The organism is Acidobacteriota bacterium (assembly GCA_020845575.1).
GTDB lineage: Bacteria > Acidobacteriota > Vicinamibacteria > Vicinamibacterales > Vicinamibacteraceae > Luteitalea.
In genome coordinates this window covers 1-23,168 of sequence record JADLFL010000020.1, presented here as the reverse complement: position 1 = coordinate 23,168, position 23,168 = coordinate 1, and the positions used below count along the sequence as shown (strand labels likewise).

Genomic DNA, 23,168 nt, shown 5'->3' with positions numbered 1-23,168 from the left:
GGGACGCGCCCACGGTCGACGGGAATCGGCCTAGGCCGTGTAGCTCTGGATGGCTTCCGCTTCGCTGTCGAAGGTCTCGAACACCGTGAGCAACTTGGTGATCGACAGGAGATCCTCGATGCGCTTGGTGAGATTCAGCAGCTTGAGCGTGCCGCCCTGCCGGCTCACGGTGGTGTAGGACCGCACCATCTCGCCGAGACCCGCGCTGTCGATGTAGGGCACGCCTTCGAGGTTGAGCAGCAGGTGCTTCTGGCCGGCGTTGACCAGGCTGGCGATCTTCTCGCGCAGCAGCTCGTCACCCTCGCCGAGCGTCATCTTGCCCGACAGATCCAGAATCGTCACGCCGCCGACGACCCGTTCATCAATCTGCATCGCGTCTCTCCAGCTTCCGTTTGTAATTCCCTGCAATTACAGGGAAAAAGCCACCCTCAAGAGGGCTGACAGTAGCACCATGCCGAGCGCACGGTCAAGAACGCGTCACCATGCGAACGGCAGGCGGCGGACGGACGCGATCCGGCCGCCGCCCGGGGAACTACTCGGTCTCGCGACGCTGCTTCTTGCGGCTCCGCTTGCGGGCGAGGGCCTGCTTGGCGCGACGCTTGTCACCGGGCTTCAGGTAGAACGAGTGTTTCTTGATGTCCTTGATGATATCTTCCTGCTGCACCTTGCGCTTGAAGCGACGCAGGGCGCTTTCGATCGATTCACCTTCCTGCACCTTGACTTCGGCCATTCGACTCACCTCCTCCCGCATGGCATTGGGTGGACCGTGGGCCGGTCAACCAACGTGAAAGCGTAGCACATGAAGGTCCTGGTCCTCGGCGGCGGCGGGCGCGAGCACGCGCTCGTCTGGAAACTGGCACGGGAAGCCGGCGTCACGTCTGTCATCTGCGCGCCGGGCAACCCCGGAACGTCGGCCTGCGCCACCAACGTCGCGCTCGACATCCTCTCGCCGGAGGCCGTCACGGCGTTCGTCAAGGAGGACGGTGTCGACCTGACGGTGGTCGGACCCGAGCAGCCCCTGGCGGCCGGTGTGTCGGACGCGCTCCGCGCCGCGGGGTTGACGGTGTTCGGTCCGTCGCAGGCGGCGGCCCGGCTCGAGACCAGCAAGGCGTTCTCCAAGGCGTTCATGGAGCGTCACGGCGTGCCGACGGCGAAGGCGCGCATCTGCGCAACGGCCGAGGATGCCGACGCCGCCATCGCCGCGTTCGGCGCTCCCGTCGTCGTCAAGGCGGATGGCCTGGCGGCAGGCAAGGGCGTGACGGTCGCGGCCACGACGGCCGAGGCGCGAGAGGCCGTCGACGCGGCGATGCGCCGCGGCACGTTCGGGGCGGCGGGCGCCACGGTCGTGGTGGAGGAGTGCCTCGTCGGCCCTGAAGTGTCGTTCTTCGCGCTGTGCGACGGAACATGCGCCCTGCCGCTGGCCACGGCGCAGGATCACAAGCGGGCCTACGACGGCGATCGCGGACCGAACACGGGCGGCATGGGCGCGCTGGCGCCGAGTCCGCTCGTGGATGCGGACATGGCTCGTCGCGTCATGGCGACCATCGTCGACCCCGTGCTGACGGGCATGCGCATCGAGGGCACGCCGTTTGCCGGCATCCTCTATTGCGGCCTGATGCTCACGGCCGACGGGCCGAAGGTCATCGAGTTCAACGTCAGGTTCGGCGACCCCGAGGCGCAGGTGGTCCTGCCGTTGCTGCCTGTCGATCTCGCCCCACTGCTGCTGGCCGCGGCAACGGGTCGGTTGCCGGAGACGCCGCTTCCCGCGCCGACAGGCGCGCGCGTGGGCGTGGTGCTCGCGTCAGGCGGGTACCCGGGCGCCATCACCACCGGCTATCCCATCTCCGGCCTGGACGATGCCGGCGCGATGGACGGCGTGGTGGTCTTTCACGCCGGGACCCGCCTTCGCCAAGGCTCCGGCGGGCAGGCCTCAGACGAGGTGGTGACGGCGGGCGGGCGCGTGCTGACTGTCGTCGGCGAGGGCCACGACCTGCCGTCAGCCCGCGCGAGAGCCTACGAGGCCGCCGCCCGCATCTCCTTCGAACACATGGAGTTCCGGCGAGACATCGCCAGGTAGGACTTCACTGGTGCCAAGGCTGAAGCCACGCGCTTCACAGCCCGTGCGACGGGGGAACTACTTGTCCACTGCGAGTTGCCCACACGCGGCTCTGATGTCGCGACCGCGACTCTTGCGGACCGACACCGTGACGTGGGCGTCGGCAAGAATCTGCGCGAAGGCGTCGACGCGTGCGTCCGACGGGCGCCGGTAGGGGATGCCTGCCGCCTCATTGAGGGGCAGCAGATTCACCTTGGCCTTCAGGCCGTTCAGAAGCTTCACGAGGCGCCGCGCGTCGGCCGGCGTGTCGTTCACGCCGTCGAGCATCACGTATTCGAACGTGATCCGGCTGCGCTTCTTGAGCGGGAAGTTGCGGCACGCGTCCATCAACTGCGCCAGCGAGTACTTCCTGTTGATGGGCACCAGCCTGTCGCGCTGCTCCTCGGTGGTGGCGTGCAGCGAGATGGCGAGGTTCGGCATGTACGCCTCGCGCGCGAGCTTCTCCAGCCCTGGCAGGACGCCGACGGTCGACAGCGTCACGCGTCGCGGCGACACGTGCAGCCCGTCTTCCGCCCCCACAATCGCCAGCGCCTTCATCGTGGCGTCGTAGTTGTGGAGGGGCTCGCCCATGCCCATCACGACGATGTTGAAGGGCGTGTCGAGGAAGCCGAGCTCCCGCGCGAGCACGCGCACCTGCCCGGAGATCTCGGCGGCCGTGAGGTGGCGCGTCAATCCCATCGTTCCGGTGAGGCAGAACCCGCATTTCATCGCGCAGCCCACCTGCGTGGAGATGCAGAACGTCTGCGCCGGCGTGTCGGGGATGAACACCGATTCGATCTGCCGGCCGTCGGCGAGGCGCAGCAGGAATTTCACCGTGCCGTCGGACGAGGCGTCCGTGCGCACGATGGCGGGCGTGCCGATCGTCGTCCGGTCTGCGAGGCGCTCCCGCAAGCCCTTCGGCAGGTCGGTCATCGCCGCGAAGTCGGTGACGCCCTTCTTGTGGATCCACCTGAAGAGCTGCCGCCCCTGGAACGGCTTGCCCCCCAGCTCGACGACAAGCGCCGACAGCTCACCTGCCGTCTGCCCTGCAAGGTCCGTCAACGGCGGAGCCTCCGCGGCCACGAGCGCATCGTCGAGTTCAGACACCCGTACATTCTCGCCGAACCAGGCAAAGGAGCTTCATGAAGCCCCTTCGCTCCACTTCGTGGTGTCCGGCTGCCGGTTGCCGGTTGCCGTCCCTGCTATGATCGGTATTTCCCCGACCCCGGCTGGCGCTGGCGGTGTCGGGGTTCCCCGACGATGATCGTCCACGACACTCTTCCGAACGGCGTCCGTCTCGTCACCGAGACGATGCCCCACGTGCGATCGGTCAGCCTCGGCGTGTGGCTCACGCGAGGATCGCGTCACGAGACCGCCGACCAGAGCGGCATCGCGCACTTCATCGAGCACATGCTCTTCAAGGGCACGGACCGCCGCAGTGCGCAGGACATCGCGCAGCAGTTCGACTCGATGGGCGGCAACCTCGACGCCTTCACGTCCAAGGAATACGCCGGCTACTACATCAAGGTGATGGACGAGCACCTGCCGCGGGCCTTCGACATCCTGTCGGATCTGGTACTGCACCCGGCGTTCCCCGCCGATGAGGTCGAGCGCGAGAAGAAGGTGATTCTCGAAGAGATCAAGATGGTCGAGGACACCCCCGACGATCTGGTCCACGAGCTGTTCGCCGAGGAATTCTGGCGCGACCATCCCCTCGGACGTCCGATTCTCGGCACGCCCGAGACGGTGAGCGGGTTCACGCGCGACGCCCTTCAACAGTACTTCCGCGGCGCCTATGTGGGTCGGAACCTGATCGTTGCTGCGGCCGGGCACTTCGACCACGCGCAGCTGCGCGCGCTCGTCGAGGACGCGTTCGGGTCCGTGGCCGACGCCGGCGCCGACTGGCACGACACGACCCCTGCCATCCACCCGCCGCAGCTCGAGCGGGTCAAGGACCTCGAGCAGAGCCACATCGTGATCGGGACGTCCTCCTATCCGCAGGACCACGGCGACCGCTACCCGTCATACCTGCTCAACATCGTGCTGGGCGGCTCGATGAGCTCGCGGCTCTTCCAGACCATCCGCGAACAGCGCGGCCTTGCGTACGCAGTGTTCAGCGGCGCGTCCTCCTATCGCGATACGGGCCTGCTGTCGGTGTACGCCGGCTGCGCGGCCGAGAACGTGGCGGAGGTCGTGGACCTGGTCGGGCAGGAACTGCGCACACTTCGCGTCGATCCGATTGGCGACGAGGAGTTGCGGCGCGCCAAGGACCACCTGAAGGGCAGCCTCATGCTGAGCCTCGAGAGCACGTCGAGCCGCATGACGCACCTGGCCCGCCAGGAGATGTACTTCGGGCGGCACGTCTCGCTCGACGAAATCATCGCCGGCATCGAGCGCGTCACCGCAGAGGACGTACTGCGCGTGGCCGGCGACCTGTTCAGGCAGGAGGCCGTCGGCGTGACGGTGCTCGGCCCCGGCGGCCCTGCCGCTCTCGATTTCTCGCGGCTCGCCGTGGCGTAGGCCGCACGACTCGCAGCGGCACGGGAGCCGCACGACGACACGATGATTCGACGTTACGCACAGCCGGCCATGTCCGCCATCTGGGCCGAGCAACGCCGGTTCGAGACATGGCTCGCCGTCGAGCTGGCGGCGGCCGACACCATGGCGGAGGCGGGCATCGTGCCGGCCGATGCCGCGAAGGAACTGCGCGAGAAGGCCACCTTCGACATCGCGCGCATCGACGAGATCGAGCAGACCACGCAGCACGACGTGATCGCGTTCACGACGGCAGTGGCCGAGCACGTTGGACCCGCCGCGCGCTGGCTCCACTTCGGCCTCACGTCGTCGGATGTGGTCGACACCGCGCTCGCGCTCCAGATGCGCGAGGCCTGCGACCTGATCCTCGTGGACCTGGCGGCGCTCGCCGACGCGATCCGCACGCGCGCGTTCGAGCACAAGCGGACGCCGATGATGGGGCGCACGCACGGCGTGCACGCCGAGCCAATGACGTTCGGCCTGAAGCTCGCGCTCTGGTACGCCGAGGTGCAGCGTGACATCGTCCGCGTGACGCGCGCGCGCGATGCCGTCGGCGTGGGCAAGATCTCCGGTGCCGTGGGCACGTTCGCGCACCTTCCGCCGGAGATCGAAGCCGGCGTCTGCGCGCGCCTGGGCCTGACGCCCGCGCCGATCGCCACGCAGGTCATCCAGCGCGATCGGCATGCCGAACTGATGACGGCGCTGGCCATCACCGCGGCGTCGCTCGAGAAGTTCGCGCTGGAGATCCGCGGCCTGCAGAAGACGGAGCTCGGCGAAGTCGAAGAACCGTTCGGCAAGGGCCAGAAGGGCTCGTCGGCCATGCCGCACAAGCGCAACCCCGTGGGCTGCGAACAGGTGTGCGGCCTTGCGCGCATCGTCCGCGCCAATGCGCTCGCCGCGCTGGAGAACGTGGCGCTGTGGCACGAGCGCGACATCTCCCACTCGTCGGTGGAGCGCGTCATCCTGCCCGACAGTTTCCTGGCGCTCGACCACATGATCCGCCGCTTCACGCGCATCGTGACCGGCATGGTCGCGTACCCGGATCGGATGCTCGAGAACATCGCCCGATCGCGCGGCGTGGTGTTTTCCGGCCAGGTCCTGCTCGAGCTTGCACGCCGCGGCCTCTCGCGCGAGCAGGCGTATCTCTACGTGCAGCGCAACGCGATGCGTTCGTTCCACGAGCAGCGCGACTTCCGCGAACTGCTGCTCGCCGACGCCGACATCATGGGCGTGCTGACGCGCGAGGAGATCGATCGCACGTTCAGCCTCGACGAGCAGTTGCGCCACGTCGACACGCTGTTCACCCGCGTCTTTGGTGCGGCGGACGTGTCGCGCCAGGACGCGTCCGCCACGGCGACCGTGTAACCCGAGTCCTGAATCCCGAGTCCAGACAATGGCCCTGTTCACAGTCCGCGTCTTCGTCACCCTCAAACCCTCCGTCTTCGATCCGCAGGGCCGCACCATCGTGGAATCGCTGCACAGCATGGGGTACCCGGCGGTGTCAGACGTCCGCCAGGGCAAGTACTTCGAGGTCCAGGTGGAGGCTGCCGACGTGCCAGGCGCCGAGGCCCTGGTGCGCGAGGTCTCCGCCAGGCTGCTCGCCAACCCCGTCATCGAGAGCTTCCGGTTCGAGTCGCAGGAGCCCGCACGCGCATGACGAGATGGATTGCGGTGGTCGGTGTGGTGCTGCTCATCGCGTGGGCGATGGATCGCGTCCTGCTGCGAGCCGAAGCGCGCGGATGGGTGTTCTATCGTCGGCGCAAGGCGAGCCCTGGCACGTCGGCGGCGGCGGCGCTGACGATGCAGGCGATGCTGCAACCCGGTGCGCGCCACGTCCTCGAGTCGACCCTCGCATCGGCCGATCGCAGGACCGAGGATGAAGACGAGAGCGGTCGCCTTCGCGGAGGACGTCCATGAAGTTCGCGGTCGTCGTGTTTCCCGGCTCCAACTGCGATCACGACGCGTATTACGCCGTGAAGCACGTGCTCGGCCAGCCGGCCGAGTTCCTGTGGCACAAGGACACGTCGCTGCGAGGCGCCGACGTCGTCATCCTGCCTGGCGGGTTCTCGTACGGCGACTACCTGCGGACCGGTGCCATCGCGCGCTTCTCGCCGGTGATGCAGGCCGTGTCGGCGTTTGCCGCGCAGGGAGGACCGGTGCTCGGGATCTGCAACGGTTTCCAGATCCTCTGCGAAGCCGGCCTGCTCGATGGGGTGCTGATTCGCAACAGGCAGGTCCAGTTCCGCTGCGAGCACGTTCACGTGCGTGTGGAACAGGTGGACACGCCGTTCACGCAGGCCTGCGCCGCCGGCCAGGTGCTGAACATCCCGATCGCGCACGGCGAGGGACAGTTCTTCGCCGAACCCGACGTGCTCGCGCGTCTGGAGCGCGACGGGCAGGTCGTCTTCCGCTACGCCACGGCCGACGGCGCGATCACGCCGGACGCCAACGCCAACGGGTCGCTCAACAACATCGCGGGCGTCTGCAACGCGACCCGCAACGTCGTCGGTCTGATGCCGCACCCGGAGCGGGCCTGCGAGACAGTGCTCGGCAGCGACGATGGCCGGGTGCTGTTCGAGTCCGTGTCGAGGCGGCTGGCCGTCGGCGCCGTGTAGCGCTCCACGGGACACACCCATGGCCCAATCCAGGATGACGGGGATCTACGCGCTGCTCGGCTCGGCTGTGCTGCTGCTGGTGTTCGCGGCGCTGCTGTGGACGGGCACGTTCGAGTTCGGCAGCGACCCGATGCCGCTGATCATGCTCATCGTCGTGGCTGCGGTCATGGACGTCGTCGTCGCCGTCATCTTCCTGCGCAAGTTGTCGCGTTGACGCGGCCGCCCGAGTCTTCAGACCTGACCATGCCCATCACGCCAGACGTCCTCGCCCGCCACGGCCTCAAGCAAGACGAATACGCCCGCATCGTCGACATGCTCGGCCGCGAACCGAACATGACCGAACTCGGCATGTTCTCGGTGATGTGGTCCGAGCACTGCAGCTACAAGAGTTCCCGCATCCACCTCAAGACGCTGCCCACGCAGGGACCGCGCGTGCTGCAGGGGCCTGGTGAGAACGCAGGCGCCGTGGACATCGGCGACGGTTTCGCGGCGGTGTTCAAGATCGAGAGTCACAACCACCCGTCGTTCATCGAGCCCTACCAGGGTGCGGCGACGGGCGTGGGCGGCATCATCCGCGACATCTTCACGATGGGCGCGCGGCCGATCGCGCTGCTCGACTCGCTGCGCTTCGGCGACCTCTCGCAGCCGGGTACGCGCCGCGTGGTCAGGGGCGTGGTCGCGGGCATCGCCGGCTACGGCAACAGCATCGGTATCCCGACTGTCGGCGGCGAAGCGGCCTTCGATCCCTGCTATGCGGGCAATCCGCTCGTCAACGTGTTCTGTCTCGGCATCGCGCCGGCCGACGGCATCGTCAAGGGCAGGGCCGACGGGGTGGGTAACGCCGTCTACTACGTAGGCGCCAGTACCGGTCGCGACGGCATCCACGGCGCGACGATGGCATCGGCCGAGTTCGACGATGCATCGGCGGAGAAGCGTCCGGCGGTGCAGGTGGGCGACCCGTTCATGGAGAAGCTGCTGCTCGAGGCGTGCCTGGAGGTGCTGAAGACGGGCGCGCTCGTCGGTCTGCAGGACATGGGCGCGGCAGGGCTCTCGTGCGCGACGTCGGAGATGAGCGCGCGCGGACACATGGGCATGGACGTCGAGGTGACCAAGGTCCCCCAGCGCGAGACGGGCATGACGCCGTACGAGATCATGCTGTCCGAGTCGCAGGAGCGCATGCTCTTCGTGGTCCACAAGGGCCGCGAAGCCGTGGTCGAGGAAATCTTCGAGAAGTGGGACCTGCACGCCGTGTGCATCGGTCACGTCACAGACGATGGGCTGGTGCGCGTGCGCGAGCACGGGGTGGTGGTGGCGGAAGTCCCGGCGCGTGCGCTGGCCGACGAGGCGCCCTTGTACGACCGTCCGTCCGCACGACCCGCGTGGCTCGACGAGATCCAGACGCTCGCGCCGTCGCACTTCAAGGCGTTCCCGGAGACGGCCGACGTGCTCCGCACCCTGCTCGCGTCGCCGACGATCGCCAGCAAGAAGTGGATCTACAGACAGTACGACCACATGGTGCGTACCAACACGCTGTGCCTCGCCGGGCAGGGCACGCCCGTGGTGCGCGTCAAGGGCACCACGCGCGCGCTGGCCATGTCTGTCGACGGCAACGGCCGGTACGGGCAGACCGATCCGAAGCGCGGCGCGATGCTGGCCGTCGCCGAAGCGGCGCGTAACGTGGCGCTGGCGGGTGGCGAGCCACTCGGCGCCACCAACAACCTGAACTTCGGCAATCCCGAGAAGCCGGAGATCATGTGGCAGTTCGTCGAGGCCGTGCAGGGCATCGGTGAGGCCTGTCGTGCCTTCGGGATCCCGATCACGGGGGGCAACGTCAGCCTGTACAACGAGACGGACGGCAAGGCGATCCACCCGACGCCGGTGCTCGGTGTGGTGGGTCTCGTCGACGATGCGTCGAAGGTGATCGGGCAGGCGTTTCCGTCGGAGGGCCTGCAGATCGTCATGCTGGGCGAGACGCGCGCGGAACTCGGGGCAACCGAGTACCTGCAGCGTATCCATGGCGAACTGCGAGGCCTGCCGCCCGCGGTCGATCTCGAGCACGAACGAGCGCTGCAGGTGCTGTTGCCGGCGCTCGTGAGCGCGGGACTCGTGGCGTCCGCGCACGACTGTGCGGAAGGCGGTCTCGCCGTGGCGCTCGCCGAATGTACGTTCGGTGGCAGGGCCGACTCTGCTGGTAGGGCCGGGTCCCTCGCTGGTAGGGCCAGCTCTTCTGATGGTAGGGCCGGCTCTCCGAGCCCGGCCTACCCCATCGGCGCCACCGTGTCCGTCGCCGGCGTGATGGGACCGGCGGGCGTGCCCGTCGCACACGCGACGTTGTTCAGTGAATCGGCAGGGCGAGTCCTGCTTGCCGTGACGCCGGCCAACGTCGCGGCAGTGCTCGATCGCGCCGCGCAGGCGGGCGTGGCCGCGGCAGTGATCGGCACGACGGGGGGCACCACGCTCGACGTACGCGTGGATGGCCAGGTGGTGCTGTCGCACTCGGTGGCGCAGCTGCGAGCGGTGTGGGCCAACGCGCTCGAAGACGCGCTGGCGTCGCCGGCGCGCTGACGATCGCCGGACGGAGAACGGAGGTCAGGTGGACGAGCTCAAGGAAGAATGCGGGGTCTTTGGCATCTTCGGCCATTCCGAAGCCGCCAACCTGACGTACCTCGGTCTCTACGCGCTGCAACATCGCGGACAGGAGAGCGCGGGCATCGCCGCCGCCGACGGTCACCTGGTGACAGTGGCGCGGGGTATGGGACACGTCGCCGACATCTTCGATGACCGCACGCTCACCAGCCTCACGGGCTCGAGTGCGATCGGTCACACGCGTTACTCGACCGCCGGCGAGAGCCGCCTCGCCAACGCGCAGCCGTTCCTCATCGACTGCGTGCACGGCCAGATGGCGATCTGCCACAACGGCAACCTGGTCAACGCCGGTGAGCTCCGGCGCTAGCTCGTTGCGAAGGGGTCGATCTTCCAGACCAGCAGCGACACGGAGGTGGTGCTCCACCTCTACGCACGCTCGACCGCCGGATCGCAGGAGCAGGCCGCGATCGAATCGCTCGCGCAGGTCCACGGCGCCTATTCGATCCTGATGCTCTCGCCGGATCGCCTCATCGCCGCACGGGATCCGCATGGCTTCCGTCCGCTCGCGCTGGGCAAGCTGGGCGACGCGTGGATCGTCTGCTCCGAGACGTGCGCGCTCGATCTCATCCAGGCCACGTACGTGCGCGACGTCGAGCCGGGCGAGGTCATCGTCATCACCTCGCAGGGCCTCACCTCGCACAAGCCGTTCGCACCAGCCGCGCGATCCCACTGCATCTTCGAGCACGTGTACTTCGCGCGGCCCGACAGTGACGTCTTCGGACGGAGCGTGAACCAGACGCGTACGGCGATGGGACGCCGGCTCGCCGAGGAGTCGATGGTGGAGGCCGACGTGGTCGTGCCCATTCCCGACTCCGGCGTCTGCGCCGCCATCGGTTTCTCGGAGATGTCGGGCATCCCGATGCGGATGGGCCTCATCCGCAACCACTACGTCGGGCGCACCTTCATCCAGCCGCAGCAGTCGATCCGTCACTTCGGCGTGCGCGTGAAGCTCAATCCCGTGCGCAGCATCATCGAGGGACGCCGGGTGGTGCTCGTCGACGACTCGATCGTGCGGGGCACGACGAGCCGCAAGATTGTCAAGATGGTCAAGGCGGCGGGCGCGCGCGAAGTGCACATGCGCATCAGTTGTCCGCCGACGATCTCGCCGTGCTTCTACGGCGTCGACACGCCGCGCCGCTCCGAACTCATCGCCGCCACGCATACGCTCGAGGAGATCCGCACGTATCTCGACGCCGATTCGCTCTCGTACCTGAGCCTCGACGGCCTTCTCGGGTGTGTCGCGCCGGAACGGGAGCACTACTGCACGTCCTGCTACACGGGCATGTATCCCATCGAGTTCCCCAAGGATCAGGATGCCTATCTGCAGTTGGCCCTGAAACTTGGCAGGAACGAACTCGCGCTGGAGGAGCAGGTCTGACGTGAATGCCAGCCGCCGTCGCGTGATGCCGCTCGTCGCAGGGATGCTGGGCGCGCTTGGCGTGGCCGTCGCAGGTGCACAGGCGCCGGCGACCAGGACGCCGCCGCGTGCGGCGACCGCACCCGCCACGCCGGCCGCCGATCCCGCTGCGCTGAAGGCCGCGATCGACAAGCTTGGCAAGCTCGATTACAAGACGCGCGTCGAGGCATCGGCGGCCATTCGCCGCGCGCCGTCCGCCGTGATCGTGCCGATGCTCGTCGAGGCGGCGCGCCGGCACGAGGATGGCTACGTCCGCTTCAGGGCACTCGTGCTGCTCTCGGGCTTCAACGAGCCGGGCAGCGCACCGGTGTTCATCGACGCGCTCACCGACGAGAACGATCGCCTTCGCGAAGTGGCATACGCGTGGGTCGAGGACCACCCGCAGCCGTCGCTCGTACCGCGCCTGCTCGATGCGCTCGAACGCGAACAGGCCGAGTTCGTGCGCCCGGCGCTGGTGCGCGCACTCGCCGCGCACGGCACCGATCCGAAGGTGCAGGCCGTACTCGAGCGCGAAGTGATGCGCGGTGTCGACTTCTTCCGCGGCGCCGTGATCGAGGCGCTCGGGGCCCACAAGGCCGCGTATGCCCTCGACGAGATCGCGAAGATCGCGCTCCTCGACGGCCCGCTGCAGGACGATGCGGTGCGGGCCATCGGACAGATCGGTGACAAGCGCGCTCTCCCGACGCTCGTGAGTGTGCAGCGCTCGGGCGGTCGCGAATTGCAGCCAACCGTCGCCGCGGCGATTTGCGGCCTCGGCAACAACTGCGACGGACACGCGCGCTTCGTTCGCGAGTCGCTGGCGTTCGCCGTGCAGAACCTCGGCTACCAGGAGCTCGCGCGCGCGTCGGCGACCGCACTCGCCGACCTCGCGGCCATCGGCAGGTCCGAAGCGCTGCCGGCGTTGTTCGAACTCGGCATGACAGCCAACGATCCGGTGCGTGCGCCCATCGCGCTGGCGACCGGACAGGCGGTGATGCGGGATCCGAAAGCACTGCTCGGACTCGTGCCGAGCCTGCCGCGGCGCGACGCCACGCTGCTGCTCCGCGATGCGTTCGACATGCTCGAAGAGGACTATGCGGAGGAACGGTTCTTCGCCATCGTCCGCCGGCAGTACTGGGCGTCGGCACCGGATGCGCCCACGCGCGACGCGGCGCAGGTGCTCATCACCGCCCTGGAGTTCTGATCTCGGGACGCGACGGCCAGCCGGCCGATCGCGCCAAGGATGCACATGGACTACAAGTCGTCAGGAGTGGACATCGACGCGGGGCACGAAGTGGTACGCCGCATCAGGGGACTCGCGCAGGAGACGTTCACGCCAGGCGTCCTGTCCGACATCGGCGCGTTCGGCGGGCTGTTCCACATGCGGGCCGCCGGCGGCACAGACCCCGTGCTCGTGGCCAGCGCCGACGGCGTGGGCACCAAGCTGAAGGTGGCGTTCATGATGAACCGCCACACCACCATCGGCGAGGACCTGGTCAATCACTGCGTGAACGATATCCTCGCGCAGGGTGCTCGTCCGCTGTTCTTCCTCGACTACCTGGCCACGGGACGCCTGTCGCCCGATGTCGCCGTCGACATCGTCGAGGGCCTCGCGCGGGCGTGCAAGGCCAACGGGTGCGCGCTGCTCGGCGGCGAGACCGCCGAGATGCCGGGCTTCTATGCCGATCGCGAGTACGACCTCGCCGGCTTCATCGTCGGCATGGTCGAGCGTGCGCAGGTGCTGACGGGTGACAGGATCGCCATCGGCGATGCCCTGATCGGCCTCCCCTCGTCGGGTCTGCACACCAACGGGTTCTCGCTGGCGCGCCGCATCGCGTTCGACACGCTGATGCTTGGTATCCACGATCACATCCCGGAGCTCGGGATCGGGATCGGCGATGCACTGCTGCGCCCGCACAGGTCCTACCTCGGACCCGTGCTGCCGCTCGTCAACGAGGGCTTCATCCACGGGATCGCGCACATCACGGGCGGTGGCCTCACCGACAACGTGCCCCGCGTGCTGCCCGAGGGCACCGCGGCGCGCATCGACCGCGGCTCATGGGACGTCCCCGCGCTGTTCACGTGGCTCGTCACCAAGGGCGAGGTACCCGACGCCGACGCGTGGCGCACGTTCAACATGGGCATCGGCATGGTGCTCGTGGTGGCGGCCTCGGAGGTCAACCGCGTGCTCGAACGCCTGGCGGACGCCGGCGAGTCAGGCGGCCGCGTGATCGGCGAAATCGTCGCCGGCAACAAAGACGTGCAGTACGCAGGCGCGTAAACGCCGCCCGTGCGGCCAGCGTCGCCTCTCGGTTGCCGGTTGCCGGTTGCCGGTTGCCGGTTGCCCGGTCAAGCCGTGACGAACACGCGCGGCAGGCGCAGGACGAGGCGCGCCGTGAGGTGGTCGGGCTGTTCGGTGGCCAGGTCCGCGCCAATGCGCATCACCTGCGTCTGCACGGTCGGTGGCAGTACGACCGGCTGCAGGCCGTAGCCCTGGAGCTCGAACGCCAGCACGATCTCCGGACGCGCGCCACGACCCTGTGCGGCGTCGCCATCCCCCAGTGTCCACGTGAGCGAGATCTTCATCTGTCCGCCCAGCGGCAGGGCCTCGCGGCCCTGGTTGACGATCGCGGCCAGGCACTGCTCGACTTCCGCGGCATCCAGCGACACGTACAGCGGTTCGGTGCCCGTGTTCAGCGTCAGCGTGATGTCGTCGCCCATCATGTGGACGAGCACCGGGCTGATCTGCTCCAGGAGCGCGCGCATGTCGCGCAGGCCCGGCCGCCGTGCCCGGCGCCGTGCGAAGCCCGCGAGTTGCGAGAGGACGGCCTGCGTGCGCGACAGGGCCTGCGTCGCTTCATCCACGCCGGCGTCGTCGACCAGGGCCGCGCGCGCGGACGCGAGTGCCCTGCCGCCGGTGTCGACGAGCGTCGAGCACTCGGCCGTTGCCGCCGAGAGGACGTGCGTGAGTGCGTCCATCCGACGGAGGAAGCGCGCACGCCGTGCTTCCAGGCGCTGCTCGCTCGCGTCGATCAGGAACCACGTCACCGTCGCTGGCGTGCCGCCCTGCGGCAGGGCCAGGCCGACGATCCAGTGCAGCGGACCATCCTCGCCGTGCTGCAGGCAGAGCTCGAAGCGCGAGGGGCGCTGCGCGTACGCGCCGGCCACGTCGAGGAGCGGGCGCGGCATCTGGCCCGCGGCTTCGAGCGCGTCCGGCGAGAAGTGGCCGAGCAACTGCGCGGCGATGTCGTTGGACGCCAGGATACTGCCGTCGAGCGTTGTCGACACGTGTCCGATGGACGCCACCTCGTACAGCAGCCAGCGCGTCTCGGCATCGAGGGCATCTGCGACGCCCAGCGGTTGCGGCGATGGACCGGTCGCGTGTGCCGCGATGGCCGCGCCAGCCGCGCGTGCCTCCGTCGGGTCGAGATGGTCGCCCCAGGTCAACACGTCGGCGTCCTGCGTATCACCGTTCGAGCGATCGGAACCCCGATCGGCGGCCGCGTGCCCAGAGGTCGTCCCGCGCCCCATCGACGCGGCGTGCTCGGCGACAGTCGCGGCCACCACGACAACGGGTACGGCGATGCCCCGCTCCCGCATGGCGTGGACCGCCTCGTCGGCTTCCTGCCGCGGCAGGTCGACGACGACGAGATCGGGAGGGAAGGCATCGAGCCGGCTCAGCGCGAGGGCGATGGACGGGCACACGTCCAGGGCAGACGGGTTCAGACCCGTCATGACGACCCGGTCGATCTCAGCGGTCCCGAGCGGACGCTGCGAGAGGAGCAGGACCTTCATGTGGACGGCCGTTCGAGGCGGCGCCGCTAGCGCGCCGTCGCCTCGACGTATGCGTGGCTGGGGCGACAGCCGTCCATGAGGATCATCGTGAAGAGGTCGCAGACGCTGACCTGCGGCACCACGGCGCGCTGAGGTTCACGCGCCGGCTCCGCCGCCTGGATGGCTTCGTCACAGAGGCTGAGCTCATCAGTGAACGACAGGGCGCTATGGTACTTCACGTCGCCCCGGTGCGGCCTGACGAGCTCGGTGGAGCGCACGACGGCACCTGTGAGCGTCACGCTGCGATCGCCGGAGAGGAAGCGCACGGCCACCGTCGAACCGGGACGCATGTGCAGCGTCGTCTCGATCTGGACACCGTGCTTCGAGAGATCGATCAGGTGAACAGCCGGTCCACCGGCGATCCGCGCAGTGAGGTACGGAACCGACCTGGCCGGAATACGGGGATGGGCACGCCGTTCGTGGCCGTCGCAGGCCTCGAGCGACTCGTCGTGGCGATCCATCGGGAGATCTCCTGTGCGGACGGCAGCACGGGGAGCGACAGCGACGTCCATCACGATAATCGGCAGGGATTGTCTATGCTTGAGCGCGCATGGCTCCTTCGACGTCTCGTGTCCTCGGCGTCCTCATCTCCGGCCGCGGCAGCAATCTCCAGGCGATCATCCGCGCGATCGACGAGGGGCGCTTGGCGGCACGGGTCGGCGTCGTGATCGCGAACCGGGCGGACGCCGGCGGGCTCGATCACGCGCGGGCGGCGGGGATTCCCACGGCCGTCATCCAACACACGGCGTTTGCATCGCGGGGCGCGTTCGAGGACGCGCTCGTCGAGCGACTGCAGGAGGCCGGTGCGCAAGTGGTCTGCCTGGCGGGTTTCATGCGCATCCTCAGTCGCGTGTTTCTGGACCGCGCGCCGGGTCCGGTGCTCAACGTCCACCCGTCGTTGTTGCCGGCGTTCCCCGGTGTCGACGCGCAGGGGCAGGCGTGGACGCACGGCGTGAAGGTGGCCGGGGCCACCGTCCACCTCGTCACCCCGGAACTCGACGCCGGACCAATCGTGCTCCAGGCCGTCGTTCCAGTCTTCGACGAGGACACGCCCGAGACGCTGGCGGCGCGCATCCTCGTCGAGGAGCACCGCATCTACCCGGAAGCGATTGCACGCGTCCTGACGCCTGGCTGGTCCATCGACGGACGACGGTTCGTTCAGGCCTGACGCTGCCGCAGCGTCAGGACCGCGACTTCGGGCGGGCACCCCAGGCGGCAGGGTACGAGCACGGTGCCAACGCCGCGACTCACGAACAGCGTCGACGCGCCGGTGTGTCCGACGCCTTCGGCGACGGGGTATTTGGTCGCCGCAATGGCGCCAAGGACGGGCAGGGCGATCTGTCCGCCGTGCGTGTGTCCTGAGAGCACGAGCGGGATGTCGAGCGCGGCGGCTTCAGTCAGTCGACGTGGATCATGGGCGAGGAGAATCGTGAATGGTGCGCGCCCCTTCGCCACGCGTGCCACATCCGGCAGCGTGCGCGTCCAGTAGTTCACGCCGACAAGGTCGATTCTCTCGCCGTGCACTGTCACGCGCGTGCGTGCGTCGGCCAGCACCGTCACGCCGGCCCGGCGCAGCATCCTCGGCACGTTCACCCCATCGTCATGGTTGCCGAGGACACCGAACATCCCGTGAGGTGGGTTCAGACGCGAGAAGGGCGCAGCCGCGTCGGGGATGTAGCGGCGATCGTGTCGCGTGACGTAGTCGCCACCGAGCACGACGAGATCGGGACGTTCCGCGTCGAGGAGCGCCACGGCGCGCTCGATGAACGGCAGCGAGACGTATGCGCTGTGATGGGTGTCGGTGATGAGGCCGATCCGGAAGCCGTCGAGCGCGGGCGGCAGCGCCGCGCACGGAACATCGGCGCGCGTGACGCCGAGATGGTGCCGCTCGTAGAGGGCGCCGTATGCGCTCTCGCCGACCACGAGCCCCGCCGCAACGCCAGTCGCCAGCCGCAACACGGCGCGCCGGCTCAGGAGTGACGAGGATCGCACCGCCATCACTCCTATCCTACGCTTGGCATCAAGGTGTAGCCGCCGGACGTGTCCGGCGGCTCCGGGAGGACAATGCCCGTGAGATTCTGAAATGTCTACGCGGCGTGCGACACGACGAACGCGCGGGGCAGGCGGAGGACGATGCGCTGCGTGAGCGCGTCGGCGCGTGCGACGTCGAACTCCCCTCCGAACGCCGCGGCGAGATCGCGCAGCGCGGGCGGAACGTCGAGCGGCAGCACGCCGTATCCCTGCGCCGACAACGTCAGGCGCGCATCGAGACGACGCACGGCGAAGTCACCATCGACCATCGCGGGCCCGGGTGTCTCCACCGACAGCGACAGCCGGCCGCCGAGCGGGAGCGCGTCGCGTGCCGAGGTCACGAGCCCTGTCACGCACCGCTCGACATCGGACGCCGACGCGCACACGTGGACGGGGGCGTCCGGCACAGCCAACTCCCACGTCACGTCCTCGGTGGCGAGCCTGGCGAGCACGGGCTCCAGCGACTGGAGGTGCCCGCTGAGTTCGTCGATCGCGGCCTGCGCCTCGCGGCGCTTCCGCACGGAGGCCACCTGCTGGAGCAGCACACGCGCACGTTCCAATGCGTCTGTCGTCTCGCGATCCATCGGTGCCGCATCGATGGGACGCGGCCCGCGCACGGTCGGGGCACGGTCCACGATCGTCGCGCACTCTGCGGCAACGGCTTCGAGAATCGCGGTGAAGGCCTCGGGACGCGCCATTTCACCCGGATCGCCCGCGTGGTGCACCGATGCGTCGGCCAGCAGCCACGTCACCTCGCCGGCATCGTCGGTCCTGGCCAGGCGCGCGCCGGCGACCCAGCGCGGCGGTTGTCCGGCCGTCGTCTGCAGGCAGACTTCGAATCGCGCAGCGGACCGATCGTCGGGATCGCCAATGAGCGCGAGAGGTTCCGGGAGCCTGCCGGCGTCGACCAGATCCGCGCCGCGGCCGTGGCCGCAGAGCGCGGCGGCGTGGTCGTTGGCTTCGAGCACCCGTCCGTCACCTGTGGTGCGGACGAGCCCGATGTGCGCCACTTCCTGCAGGAGCCACCGCTGTTCGGGCGGCAGATCGATGGCGACGGTCTCGACCGGCGCGCCGATCGGCGGCGGCGCGACGCGGGCGTGCGCCACTTCGAGTTCGAGGTCGGCCGCGCGTGTCGAGGCGTCGGCCAGCGCCGCTTCGAGTTCTGCCGCCCGCTGCTGCGCGGCGTCGAGCGCGTCCGCGATGCGCGCGGCGTCGGCCCTCGCGGCCTCGGCGATATCGCGCAGCGCCGGAATCTCGTCACCTTCGAGTGCCTGCACGCGCGCGAGGGCATCGCGCAACGCCGTGACGTTCTCGTCGTGCAACTGCTGCTGGCTGTCGATGCGCGACAGGAGCAGCGGCATCTCTTCCTGTTCGAGCACGGCGAGGCGGCGGGCGGCATCGTCCTGTCCCGTCTGCGGTGCCTGTTCACGTGCGCGCGCCTCGTCGAGCGCGGTCGACAACGCGTCGATGCGTGCCGTGAGATCGTCCCGCTCGCGAGTCCAGGCGTCGCGTTCCTCGTCCGGGACCGCTGCCGCGCTGACTGCCTCCTGCGCGTCGCGCAGGGAATCGATCGTCGCGTTGAGCGACAGGAGGTTGGTCTGCTGCGCATCAGCAAGCGCACGGGCCTCTGACAGATCCGCATCGAGCACTTCGATGCGCGTCGCCAGATCGGCACGCTCGCGCAGCCAGGCGTCGCGCTCGTCGCTGGGTACCGTCGAGGCGGCGAGCGTGGCCTGCGCTTCGCGGAGCGACTCGGCAAGCGTGCGGGCGTCGGTGAGTTCAGCCGCGAGGCTGTCCACGCGCGAGACGAACGCGCGGCGTTCCTCGTCCCACGCCTGGCGGTCGGCGTCGGATGCACCGGCTGGAGCCGATGCCGCGTCGACAGACGACGCATCGACCACTTCACGCAGCACGATCAAGGCGGCGGGAGAGCCGCCTGTCTCTCGCTGGAACGGGACGGCACGGAGTTGGAGGCCCCGCGGATCGGCCAGGTGGCGCGTGCGCGTGAACAACTCGCGCGGGGAGCCAGCGGCCACGCCGTCGACCAGCGCGATCGGCGCGTGTTCGTCGTCACCGGCAAACCAGGGCGCGAGCGGCGTGCCGATGACCTGACGCGCGTCCTGGGCGCCGATGAGGCGCAGCGCCGCCAGGTTGACGGCGAGCACCGCGTGCTCGGGCGACACCAGCATGACGGCTTCGGGCAGGTGTTCGAGCAGGGCGCGAAGCCGCGTCTCCCTCGCGCGCACGATGTCGAGCTCGAGCGACGTCCGGCACGTGGCCTGCGCGCGGCCCATGGCGTGGAGCACCGTGTCGGCGTCGGCCGGCGGCACGACGCACTCGTCGGCGCCCGCGCGGCGGAAGGCCTGATGGTGCGTGCCGTCGGCGACGACCGTCACGGCAAGGCCCGGGTACGTCCGCTTGACGCGCCTGACGCCGAGCACGAGCGATTCGGCCTCGGCGAGCGCGTTGACGATCAGCGCGGCGGAGTGGGGATTCTCGACGTCCTGCGTGGTGAGACCTGCGAGGCCCTCGGCCGACAGGCCCACCTCGCGGAAACGGGCTCCGAGACGCGTCGCGAGTTGGTTACGCAACGCGTCGGGTGGACCGGCGTACCACAGGCGCTGGATCCGGCGCACGACGTCACGCTCGGGGTGCCGCACATCGTCGAGCCCCTCGGGCAGCGTGCCGGCCGTCAGCGCCGAAGCCGTGACCACGTCATCGGCGCCGTTGAGCCATGCGGCCCCGGCTTCGCGAGTCGAGGAATCGGGCACAACGACAAGGACGGGGATCGTCTTGCTGACGCGCCGGATGCGCGCGACGCCGTCGGCCACCGCGGCACCCTGTCCGGCGATGGTCACGAGGTCGCACGGCCGGTTCTCCAGCCATGTGACGGCCGCTTCGGTCGCCTGGCACAGGTCGACCGACGAGGTGCCGAGGGCCGCGGAGAGCGAGGCTCGAAGCGACGCGGGATCGGAAACGGAGATGGCGACGAGGCGCGCGCGCATGAATGATGGTTACCAGCTGTTGGCCTGGAGGCCTTCGAGCAGCGAGGGCGCGTCTGGGACGCCTCGCACGATGACGGTGTAGTCGACCACGGGTGCCAGACTCGCTGGCGGCGGTGCGGCGGTTCCGGCGCCGGCGGGAGCCTCTGCCGGTTCGGCTTCCTGCATCGCGGCCTCGGTGAGCTGGTCGCACAGCACGAGATCGCCTGCGAGCGACAGCGCGGTCTCGTACTTGATGCCCTCGGCGTCGACGCGCGCGACCGTGGCGCGGACGACGGCGGCGCTGAGCGTGACGGTGGCGTCGGCGGCAACGAAGCGGATGGCCACCGTCTGGCCGGGGCGCATGTGCAGCGGCGTCTCGAGCCGCACGCCCCGTCGAGACACGTCCAGCAACCGGACGCTCGCCCCACCGCTGAGGCGTGCCGTCAACGTGGGCAAGAGGTTGGCGGGCACCCGCGGGTGCTGCCGGCGATTATTGGTGTCCGTCTGCTGAGACACGACGTCTCCTCGCGTCTTTGACGCCGCGGCCAACGGGCCGCGCACGGCATGGTGTGCCTTCGACTCTTCGATGAATCGACGCATCGCGGGTGGAGCTTTCGCCGGCAACCGGCAACCGGCAACCGATCGGGTCCACCACGGGCTGTTAGGCCTTCGGCTCCCCGCGCATTCGGCAACACCTGGTAGGGTCGGGCCCGGCCTGTGGCCTGCGGCGCCGTAGCGCGTCAGCACCGAGGCGGGTCCCTGTACCCGGCCATCGGTTGCCGGTTGCCGGTAAGATCTCTCCCCGATGTCGATCGACGAGCAACTGGCGTATCTGACGCGGGGATGTGTGGACGTGGTGCGGCTGGCGGATCTGCGCGCCAGGCTGGTGGCGGCCGAGCAGGGGGGACGGCCGCTCGTCGTGAAGGTGGGCTTCGATCCGACGGCCCCGGACCTGCACCTCGGCCACACGGTGCTCATCCGCAAGATGAAGCACTTCCAGAATCTGGGGCACACGGTGGTGTTCCTGATCGGCGACTTCACGGGCCTCATCGGCGATCCGACGGGCCGGTCGAAGACGCGCCCGCCGTTGACGCCCGAAGCCGTGCAGGCCAACGCCGACACGTATCGCCAGCAGGTCTTCCGCATCCTCGATCCCGAGAAGACCGTGGTGGACTTCAACAGTCGCTGGCTCGGGGCTCTCACGAGCGTGGACTGGATCAAGCTGGCTGCCACCTACAACGTGGCGCAGATGCTCGAGCGGCGCGAGTTCCGGCAGCGGTACGACGCAGGCCAGCCGATTGCGTTGCACGAGTTCCTGTACCCGCTCAGTCAGGGCTACGACTCCGTCTTCCTGCACGCGGACGTCGAGCTCGGCGGGACGGATCAGTTGTTCAACCTCAACGTGGGACGCGACATCATGCCCGCCTACGGCCTGCCGGCGCAGATCATCCTGACGACGCCGCTGCTCGTGGGGCTGGATGGCGTGGAGAAGATGTCGAAGAGTCTCGGCAACTACGTCGGGATCGACGAGCCCGCCGAGGAGATGCTGCGCAAGATCGTCGAGGATTTCCGCGGATCCGACGAGGTGATGTGGGACTACTTCACGCTGCTCACGGACCTGTCGCCCGCCGACATCGCGACGCGTCAGGCGCGGTTCGCGGCAGGGGAGATCTCCGCCTCGGACCTGCGCTACGAACTCGGTCGCACCATCGTCGCCGGCTATCACGGCGACGCGGTGGCTGATGCCGCGGTGCAGGCGACGCGCGCACGCCACGCCGCGCGGCATGGTCGAGCCGACGACCTGCCGACGCGGGCGATCCCGGCCGGGCAGCTGCTGCGCAAGGTGCTCGTCGACCTCGGGCTGGCGACGAGTGGCAGCGACGCCACGCGCAAAATCGCACAGGGCGGTGTGCGCCTCGACGGCGCCGTCGTGGCCGACATCGGTGCCGTGGTGCCACGCGGGACATGGACGATTCAGGCCGGAAAGAAACAGATCGTGAAGGTCCTGGCGAGCTGATTCGATTTGGGGTTGACATCGCCTCGGCGAGAGGCGTAGTCTGTCAATCCGCTTTTTCGGGCGGGCCCGCCAGTTGACGCTGTGCAAGGCCTTGCTCGAATGGAACCGGTCGAAGCTGGCCGGGACAGGAGCGGACAAGAAGGCAGAGAGGAAGGCCAGAGAGGAAGGCCGGATGGTGCAGAATTCAGGGGTTGACACCTCGAGCACTTCTCGCTAATCTTGAAAGTCTTGCCGGGCGCACCGGCATCACCACACAGCGCGGCCTCGCCGCCTGGATGTCTGGTGGAGGGCTCGCACTGAGCTGCGAGTGCCTTCGATGCGCCTGGTAGCCGGCAACCCAGTCCGGCGAGCCCTTCGTGGCCCTAGGCAAACGGGGAACGCAGCATCGAACCGCGCATGCGGTCTCGATTCCTGTCGCCACCGGTGGTCGTTCCTGGCGAGCAATTGGCGCCGGGGGGTAGCGAAAAAAAGATGTTGACAGGGCCGCTGGGGTTCGGTATTCTGGGTAAGTTCGCCTGACGACGGCGAGCGCACGGTTCGGCGGGGCGAAGCAGCCTCCAGCGAGCCGGTTCTTTGAAAACTGGATAGAACGTGCAAGCACGAAAACCTGTCGAGTATTCAGCCCGACGGTGTGTGGTCCGCGAGGACTGCTGGCCGTCGGACAACGAATAAGTAGCAACGCTGAAGAGCCAATCAACAGGCGCTCAACGTTGGAGGTTTGCCGGTGGCGCAGCGATGCGGCTTCGGCGCACACTTTAACTTGAGAGTTTGATCCTGGCTCAGAATCAACGCTGGCGGCGTGCCTAACACATGCAAGTCGAACGTGAAAGGGGCTTCGGCCCTGAGTAAAGTGGCAAACGGGTGAGTAACGCGTGGGTGATCTGCCTCCGAGTGGGGGATAACGTCTCGAAAGGGACGCTAATACCGCATGACATCCTGTTCTTGGATGAACGGTGATCGAAGCCGGGGACCGCAAGGCCTGGCGCTTGGAGAGGAGCCCGCGTCCGATTAGCTA

General features: G+C 68.6%; 20 protein-coding genes, 1 rRNA gene and 1 pseudogene. 14 read left to right on the top strand and 8 right to left on the bottom strand.

Features of this window, described 5'->3' with window-relative positions:
* Nucleotides 1–30: 30 nt before the first annotated feature.
* The gene (locus IT182_05955) at nucleotides 31–372 is read right to left on the bottom strand and encodes an STAS domain-containing protein (GenBank protein ID MCC6162874.1); all 342 of its coding nucleotides are present in this window, start codon (nucleotides 370–372) and stop codon (nucleotides 31–33) included.
* 160 nt (nucleotides 373–532) lie between these two features.
* Nucleotides 533–730 carry a 30S ribosomal protein S21 gene (locus IT182_05950; protein MCC6162873.1) on the bottom strand — a complete coding sequence of 66 codons (198 nt, stop codon included), beginning with the start codon at nucleotides 728–730 and terminating at the stop codon, nucleotides 533–535.
* A 69-nt stretch (nucleotides 731–799) separates the two neighbouring features.
* Between IT182_05950 and purD the strand changes: the two genes are divergently transcribed.
* Entirely contained in the window at nucleotides 800–2,077 is a 1,278-nt protein-coding gene (purD, locus tag IT182_05945; GenBank protein ID MCC6162872.1) for a phosphoribosylamine--glycine ligase, read from the top strand.
* A 57-nt stretch (nucleotides 2,078–2,134) separates the two neighbouring features.
* On the opposite strand, the gene rlmN is transcribed toward purD, so the two are convergent.
* Entirely contained in the window at nucleotides 2,135–3,202 is a 1,068-nt protein-coding gene (gene rlmN, locus IT182_05940) for a 23S rRNA (adenine(2503)-C(2))-methyltransferase RlmN (protein ID MCC6162871.1), read from the bottom strand.
* A gap of 153 nt (nucleotides 3,203–3,355) precedes the next feature.
* Between rlmN and IT182_05935 the strand changes: the two genes are divergently transcribed.
* From IT182_05935 to IT182_05890, 10 genes and pseudogenes are all read left to right on the top strand, one after another.
* The gene (locus tag IT182_05935) at nucleotides 3,356–4,615 is read left to right on the top strand and encodes an insulinase family protein (GenBank protein ID MCC6162870.1); all 1,260 of its coding nucleotides are present in this window, start codon (nucleotides 3,356–3,358) and stop codon (nucleotides 4,613–4,615) included.
* Nucleotides 4,616–4,657: 42 nt separating this feature from the next.
* The gene (locus IT182_05930; GenBank protein ID MCC6162869.1) at nucleotides 4,658–5,995 is read left to right on the top strand and encodes an adenylosuccinate lyase; all 1,338 of its coding nucleotides are present in this window, start codon (nucleotides 4,658–4,660) and stop codon (nucleotides 5,993–5,995) included.
* A gap of 34 nt (nucleotides 5,996–6,029) precedes the next feature.
* Nucleotides 6,030–6,287, top strand: coding sequence for a phosphoribosylformylglycinamidine synthase subunit PurS (gene purS / locus IT182_05925; protein MCC6162868.1), 258 nt, complete (start codon nucleotides 6,030–6,032; stop codon nucleotides 6,285–6,287).
* The gene (locus IT182_05920; protein MCC6162867.1) at nucleotides 6,284–6,547 is read left to right on the top strand and encodes a hypothetical protein; all 264 of its coding nucleotides are present in this window, start codon (nucleotides 6,284–6,286) and stop codon (nucleotides 6,545–6,547) included. Before purS ends, IT182_05920 begins: the two co-directional genes overlap by 4 nt.
* On the top strand, nucleotides 6,544–7,245 hold the full coding sequence (gene purQ / locus IT182_05915) for a phosphoribosylformylglycinamidine synthase subunit PurQ (GenBank protein ID MCC6162866.1): 702 nt from the start codon (nucleotides 6,544–6,546) through the stop codon (nucleotides 7,243–7,245). Before IT182_05920 ends, purQ begins: the two co-directional genes overlap by 4 nt.
* Before the next feature lie 19 nt (nucleotides 7,246–7,264).
* Nucleotides 7,265–7,459 carry a hypothetical protein gene (locus tag IT182_05910; protein MCC6162865.1) on the top strand — a complete coding sequence of 65 codons (195 nt, stop codon included), beginning with the start codon at nucleotides 7,265–7,267 and terminating at the stop codon, nucleotides 7,457–7,459.
* A 29-nt stretch (nucleotides 7,460–7,488) separates the two neighbouring features.
* On the top strand, nucleotides 7,489–9,810 hold the full coding sequence (gene purL / locus IT182_05905) for a phosphoribosylformylglycinamidine synthase subunit PurL (protein ID MCC6162864.1): 2,322 nt from the start codon (nucleotides 7,489–7,491) through the stop codon (nucleotides 9,808–9,810).
* A pseudogene (locus IT182_05900) lies at nucleotides 9,719–11,269 on the top strand (amidophosphoribosyltransferase). Before purL ends, IT182_05900 begins: the two are co-directional and overlap by 92 nt.
* Nucleotide 11,270: 1 nt before the next feature.
* Entirely contained in the window at nucleotides 11,271–12,491 is a 1,221-nt protein-coding gene (locus tag IT182_05895) for a HEAT repeat domain-containing protein (protein MCC6162863.1), read from the top strand.
* A gap of 39 nt (nucleotides 12,492–12,530) precedes the next feature.
* Complete coding sequence (locus IT182_05890; GenBank protein ID MCC6162862.1) at nucleotides 12,531–13,568, top strand: phosphoribosylformylglycinamidine cyclo-ligase; 1,038 nt, start codon at nucleotides 12,531–12,533, stop codon at nucleotides 13,566–13,568.
* A 68-nt stretch (nucleotides 13,569–13,636) separates the two neighbouring features.
* Here the strand turns inward: IT182_05890 and IT182_05885 are convergent, their stop codons facing one another.
* Together IT182_05885 and IT182_05880 are read right to left on the bottom strand one after the other, a co-directional pair.
* Nucleotides 13,637–15,082, bottom strand: a complete 1,446-nt coding sequence (locus tag IT182_05885; protein MCC6162861.1) for a hypothetical protein — start codon at nucleotides 15,080–15,082, stop codon at nucleotides 13,637–13,639.
* A 26-nt stretch (nucleotides 15,083–15,108) separates the two neighbouring features.
* Nucleotides 15,109–15,582, bottom strand: coding sequence for a PilZ domain-containing protein (locus IT182_05880; GenBank protein ID MCC6162860.1), 474 nt, complete (start codon nucleotides 15,580–15,582; stop codon nucleotides 15,109–15,111).
* Nucleotides 15,583–15,671: 89 nt separating this feature from the next.
* Between IT182_05880 and IT182_05875 the strand changes: the two genes are divergently transcribed.
* A complete protein-coding gene (locus tag IT182_05875) occupies nucleotides 15,672–16,289 on the top strand; it encodes a phosphoribosylglycinamide formyltransferase (GenBank protein MCC6162859.1) in 618 nt (205 codons plus the stop codon).
* On the opposite strand, the gene IT182_05870 is transcribed toward IT182_05875, so the two are convergent.
* The 3 genes from IT182_05870 to IT182_05860 form a co-directional block, all read right to left on the bottom strand.
* Nucleotides 16,280–17,119, bottom strand: a complete 840-nt coding sequence (locus IT182_05870; GenBank protein ID MCC6162858.1) for a metallophosphoesterase — start codon at nucleotides 17,117–17,119, stop codon at nucleotides 16,280–16,282. The genes IT182_05875 and IT182_05870 overlap by 10 nt on opposite strands.
* An 89-nt stretch (nucleotides 17,120–17,208) precedes the next feature.
* Nucleotides 17,209–20,157 (bottom strand): PAS domain-containing protein, encoded by a 2,949-nt coding sequence (locus IT182_05865; protein MCC6162857.1) that lies wholly within the window; start codon nucleotides 20,155–20,157, stop codon nucleotides 17,209–17,211.
* Between the two features lie 9 nt (nucleotides 20,158–20,166).
* On the bottom strand, nucleotides 20,167–20,652 hold the full coding sequence (locus IT182_05860; GenBank protein MCC6162856.1) for a PilZ domain-containing protein: 486 nt from the start codon (nucleotides 20,650–20,652) through the stop codon (nucleotides 20,167–20,169).
* Nucleotides 20,653–20,941: 289 nt separating this feature from the next.
* Between IT182_05860 and IT182_05855 the strand changes: the two genes are divergently transcribed.
* A complete protein-coding gene (locus IT182_05855; GenBank protein ID MCC6162855.1) occupies nucleotides 20,942–22,153 on the top strand; it encodes a tyrosine--tRNA ligase in 1,212 nt (403 codons plus the stop codon).
* Nucleotides 22,154–22,909: 756 nt separating this feature from the next.
* Nucleotides 22,910–23,168: ribosomal RNA gene (locus IT182_05850) — 16S ribosomal RNA — on the top strand; the annotation flags it as partial.

Bases quoted from the DNA above. Each gene is read 5' to 3' on its own strand.
- IT182_05920 (MCC6162867.1), top strand. From the start codon at position 6,284: ATGACGAGATGGATTGCGGTGGTCGGTGTGGTGCTGCTCATCGCGTGG.
- IT182_05910 (MCC6162865.1), top strand. From the start codon at position 7,265: ATGGCCCAATCCAGGATGACGGGGATCTACGCGCTGCTCGGCTCGGCT.
- IT182_05955 (MCC6162874.1), bottom strand. From the start codon at position 372: ATGCAGATTGATGAACGGGTCGTCGGCGGCGTGACGATTCTGGATCTG.
- IT182_05880 (MCC6162860.1), bottom strand. From the start codon at position 15,582: ATGGATCGCCACGACGAGTCGCTCGAGGCCTGCGACGGCCACGAACGG.
- purQ (MCC6162866.1), top strand. From the start codon at position 6,544: ATGAAGTTCGCGGTCGTCGTGTTTCCCGGCTCCAACTGCGATCACGAC.
- IT182_05935 (MCC6162870.1), top strand. From the start codon at position 3,356: ATGATCGTCCACGACACTCTTCCGAACGGCGTCCGTCTCGTCACCGAG.
- IT182_05885 (MCC6162861.1), bottom strand. From the start codon at position 15,082: ATGAAGGTCCTGCTCCTCTCGCAGCGTCCGCTCGGGACCGCTGAGATC.
- IT182_05865 (MCC6162857.1), bottom strand. From the start codon at position 20,157: ATGCGCGCGCGCCTCGTCGCCATCTCCGTTTCCGATCCCGCGTCGCTT.
- IT182_05950 (MCC6162873.1), bottom strand. From the start codon at position 730: ATGGCCGAAGTCAAGGTGCAGGAAGGTGAATCGATCGAAAGCGCCCTG.
- IT182_05855 (MCC6162855.1), top strand. From the start codon at position 20,942: ATGTCGATCGACGAGCAACTGGCGTATCTGACGCGGGGATGTGTGGAC.
- purD (MCC6162872.1), top strand. From the start codon at position 800: ATGAAGGTCCTGGTCCTCGGCGGCGGCGGGCGCGAGCACGCGCTCGTC.
- IT182_05930 (MCC6162869.1), top strand. From the start codon at position 4,658: ATGATTCGACGTTACGCACAGCCGGCCATGTCCGCCATCTGGGCCGAG.
- IT182_05870 (MCC6162858.1), bottom strand. From the start codon at position 17,119: ATGGCGGTGCGATCCTCGTCACTCCTGAGCCGGCGCGCCGTGTTGCGG.
- purL (MCC6162864.1), top strand. From the start codon at position 7,489: ATGCCCATCACGCCAGACGTCCTCGCCCGCCACGGCCTCAAGCAAGAC.
- IT182_05890 (MCC6162862.1), top strand. From the start codon at position 12,531: ATGCACATGGACTACAAGTCGTCAGGAGTGGACATCGACGCGGGGCAC.
- IT182_05875 (MCC6162859.1), top strand. From the start codon at position 15,672: ATGGCTCCTTCGACGTCTCGTGTCCTCGGCGTCCTCATCTCCGGCCGC.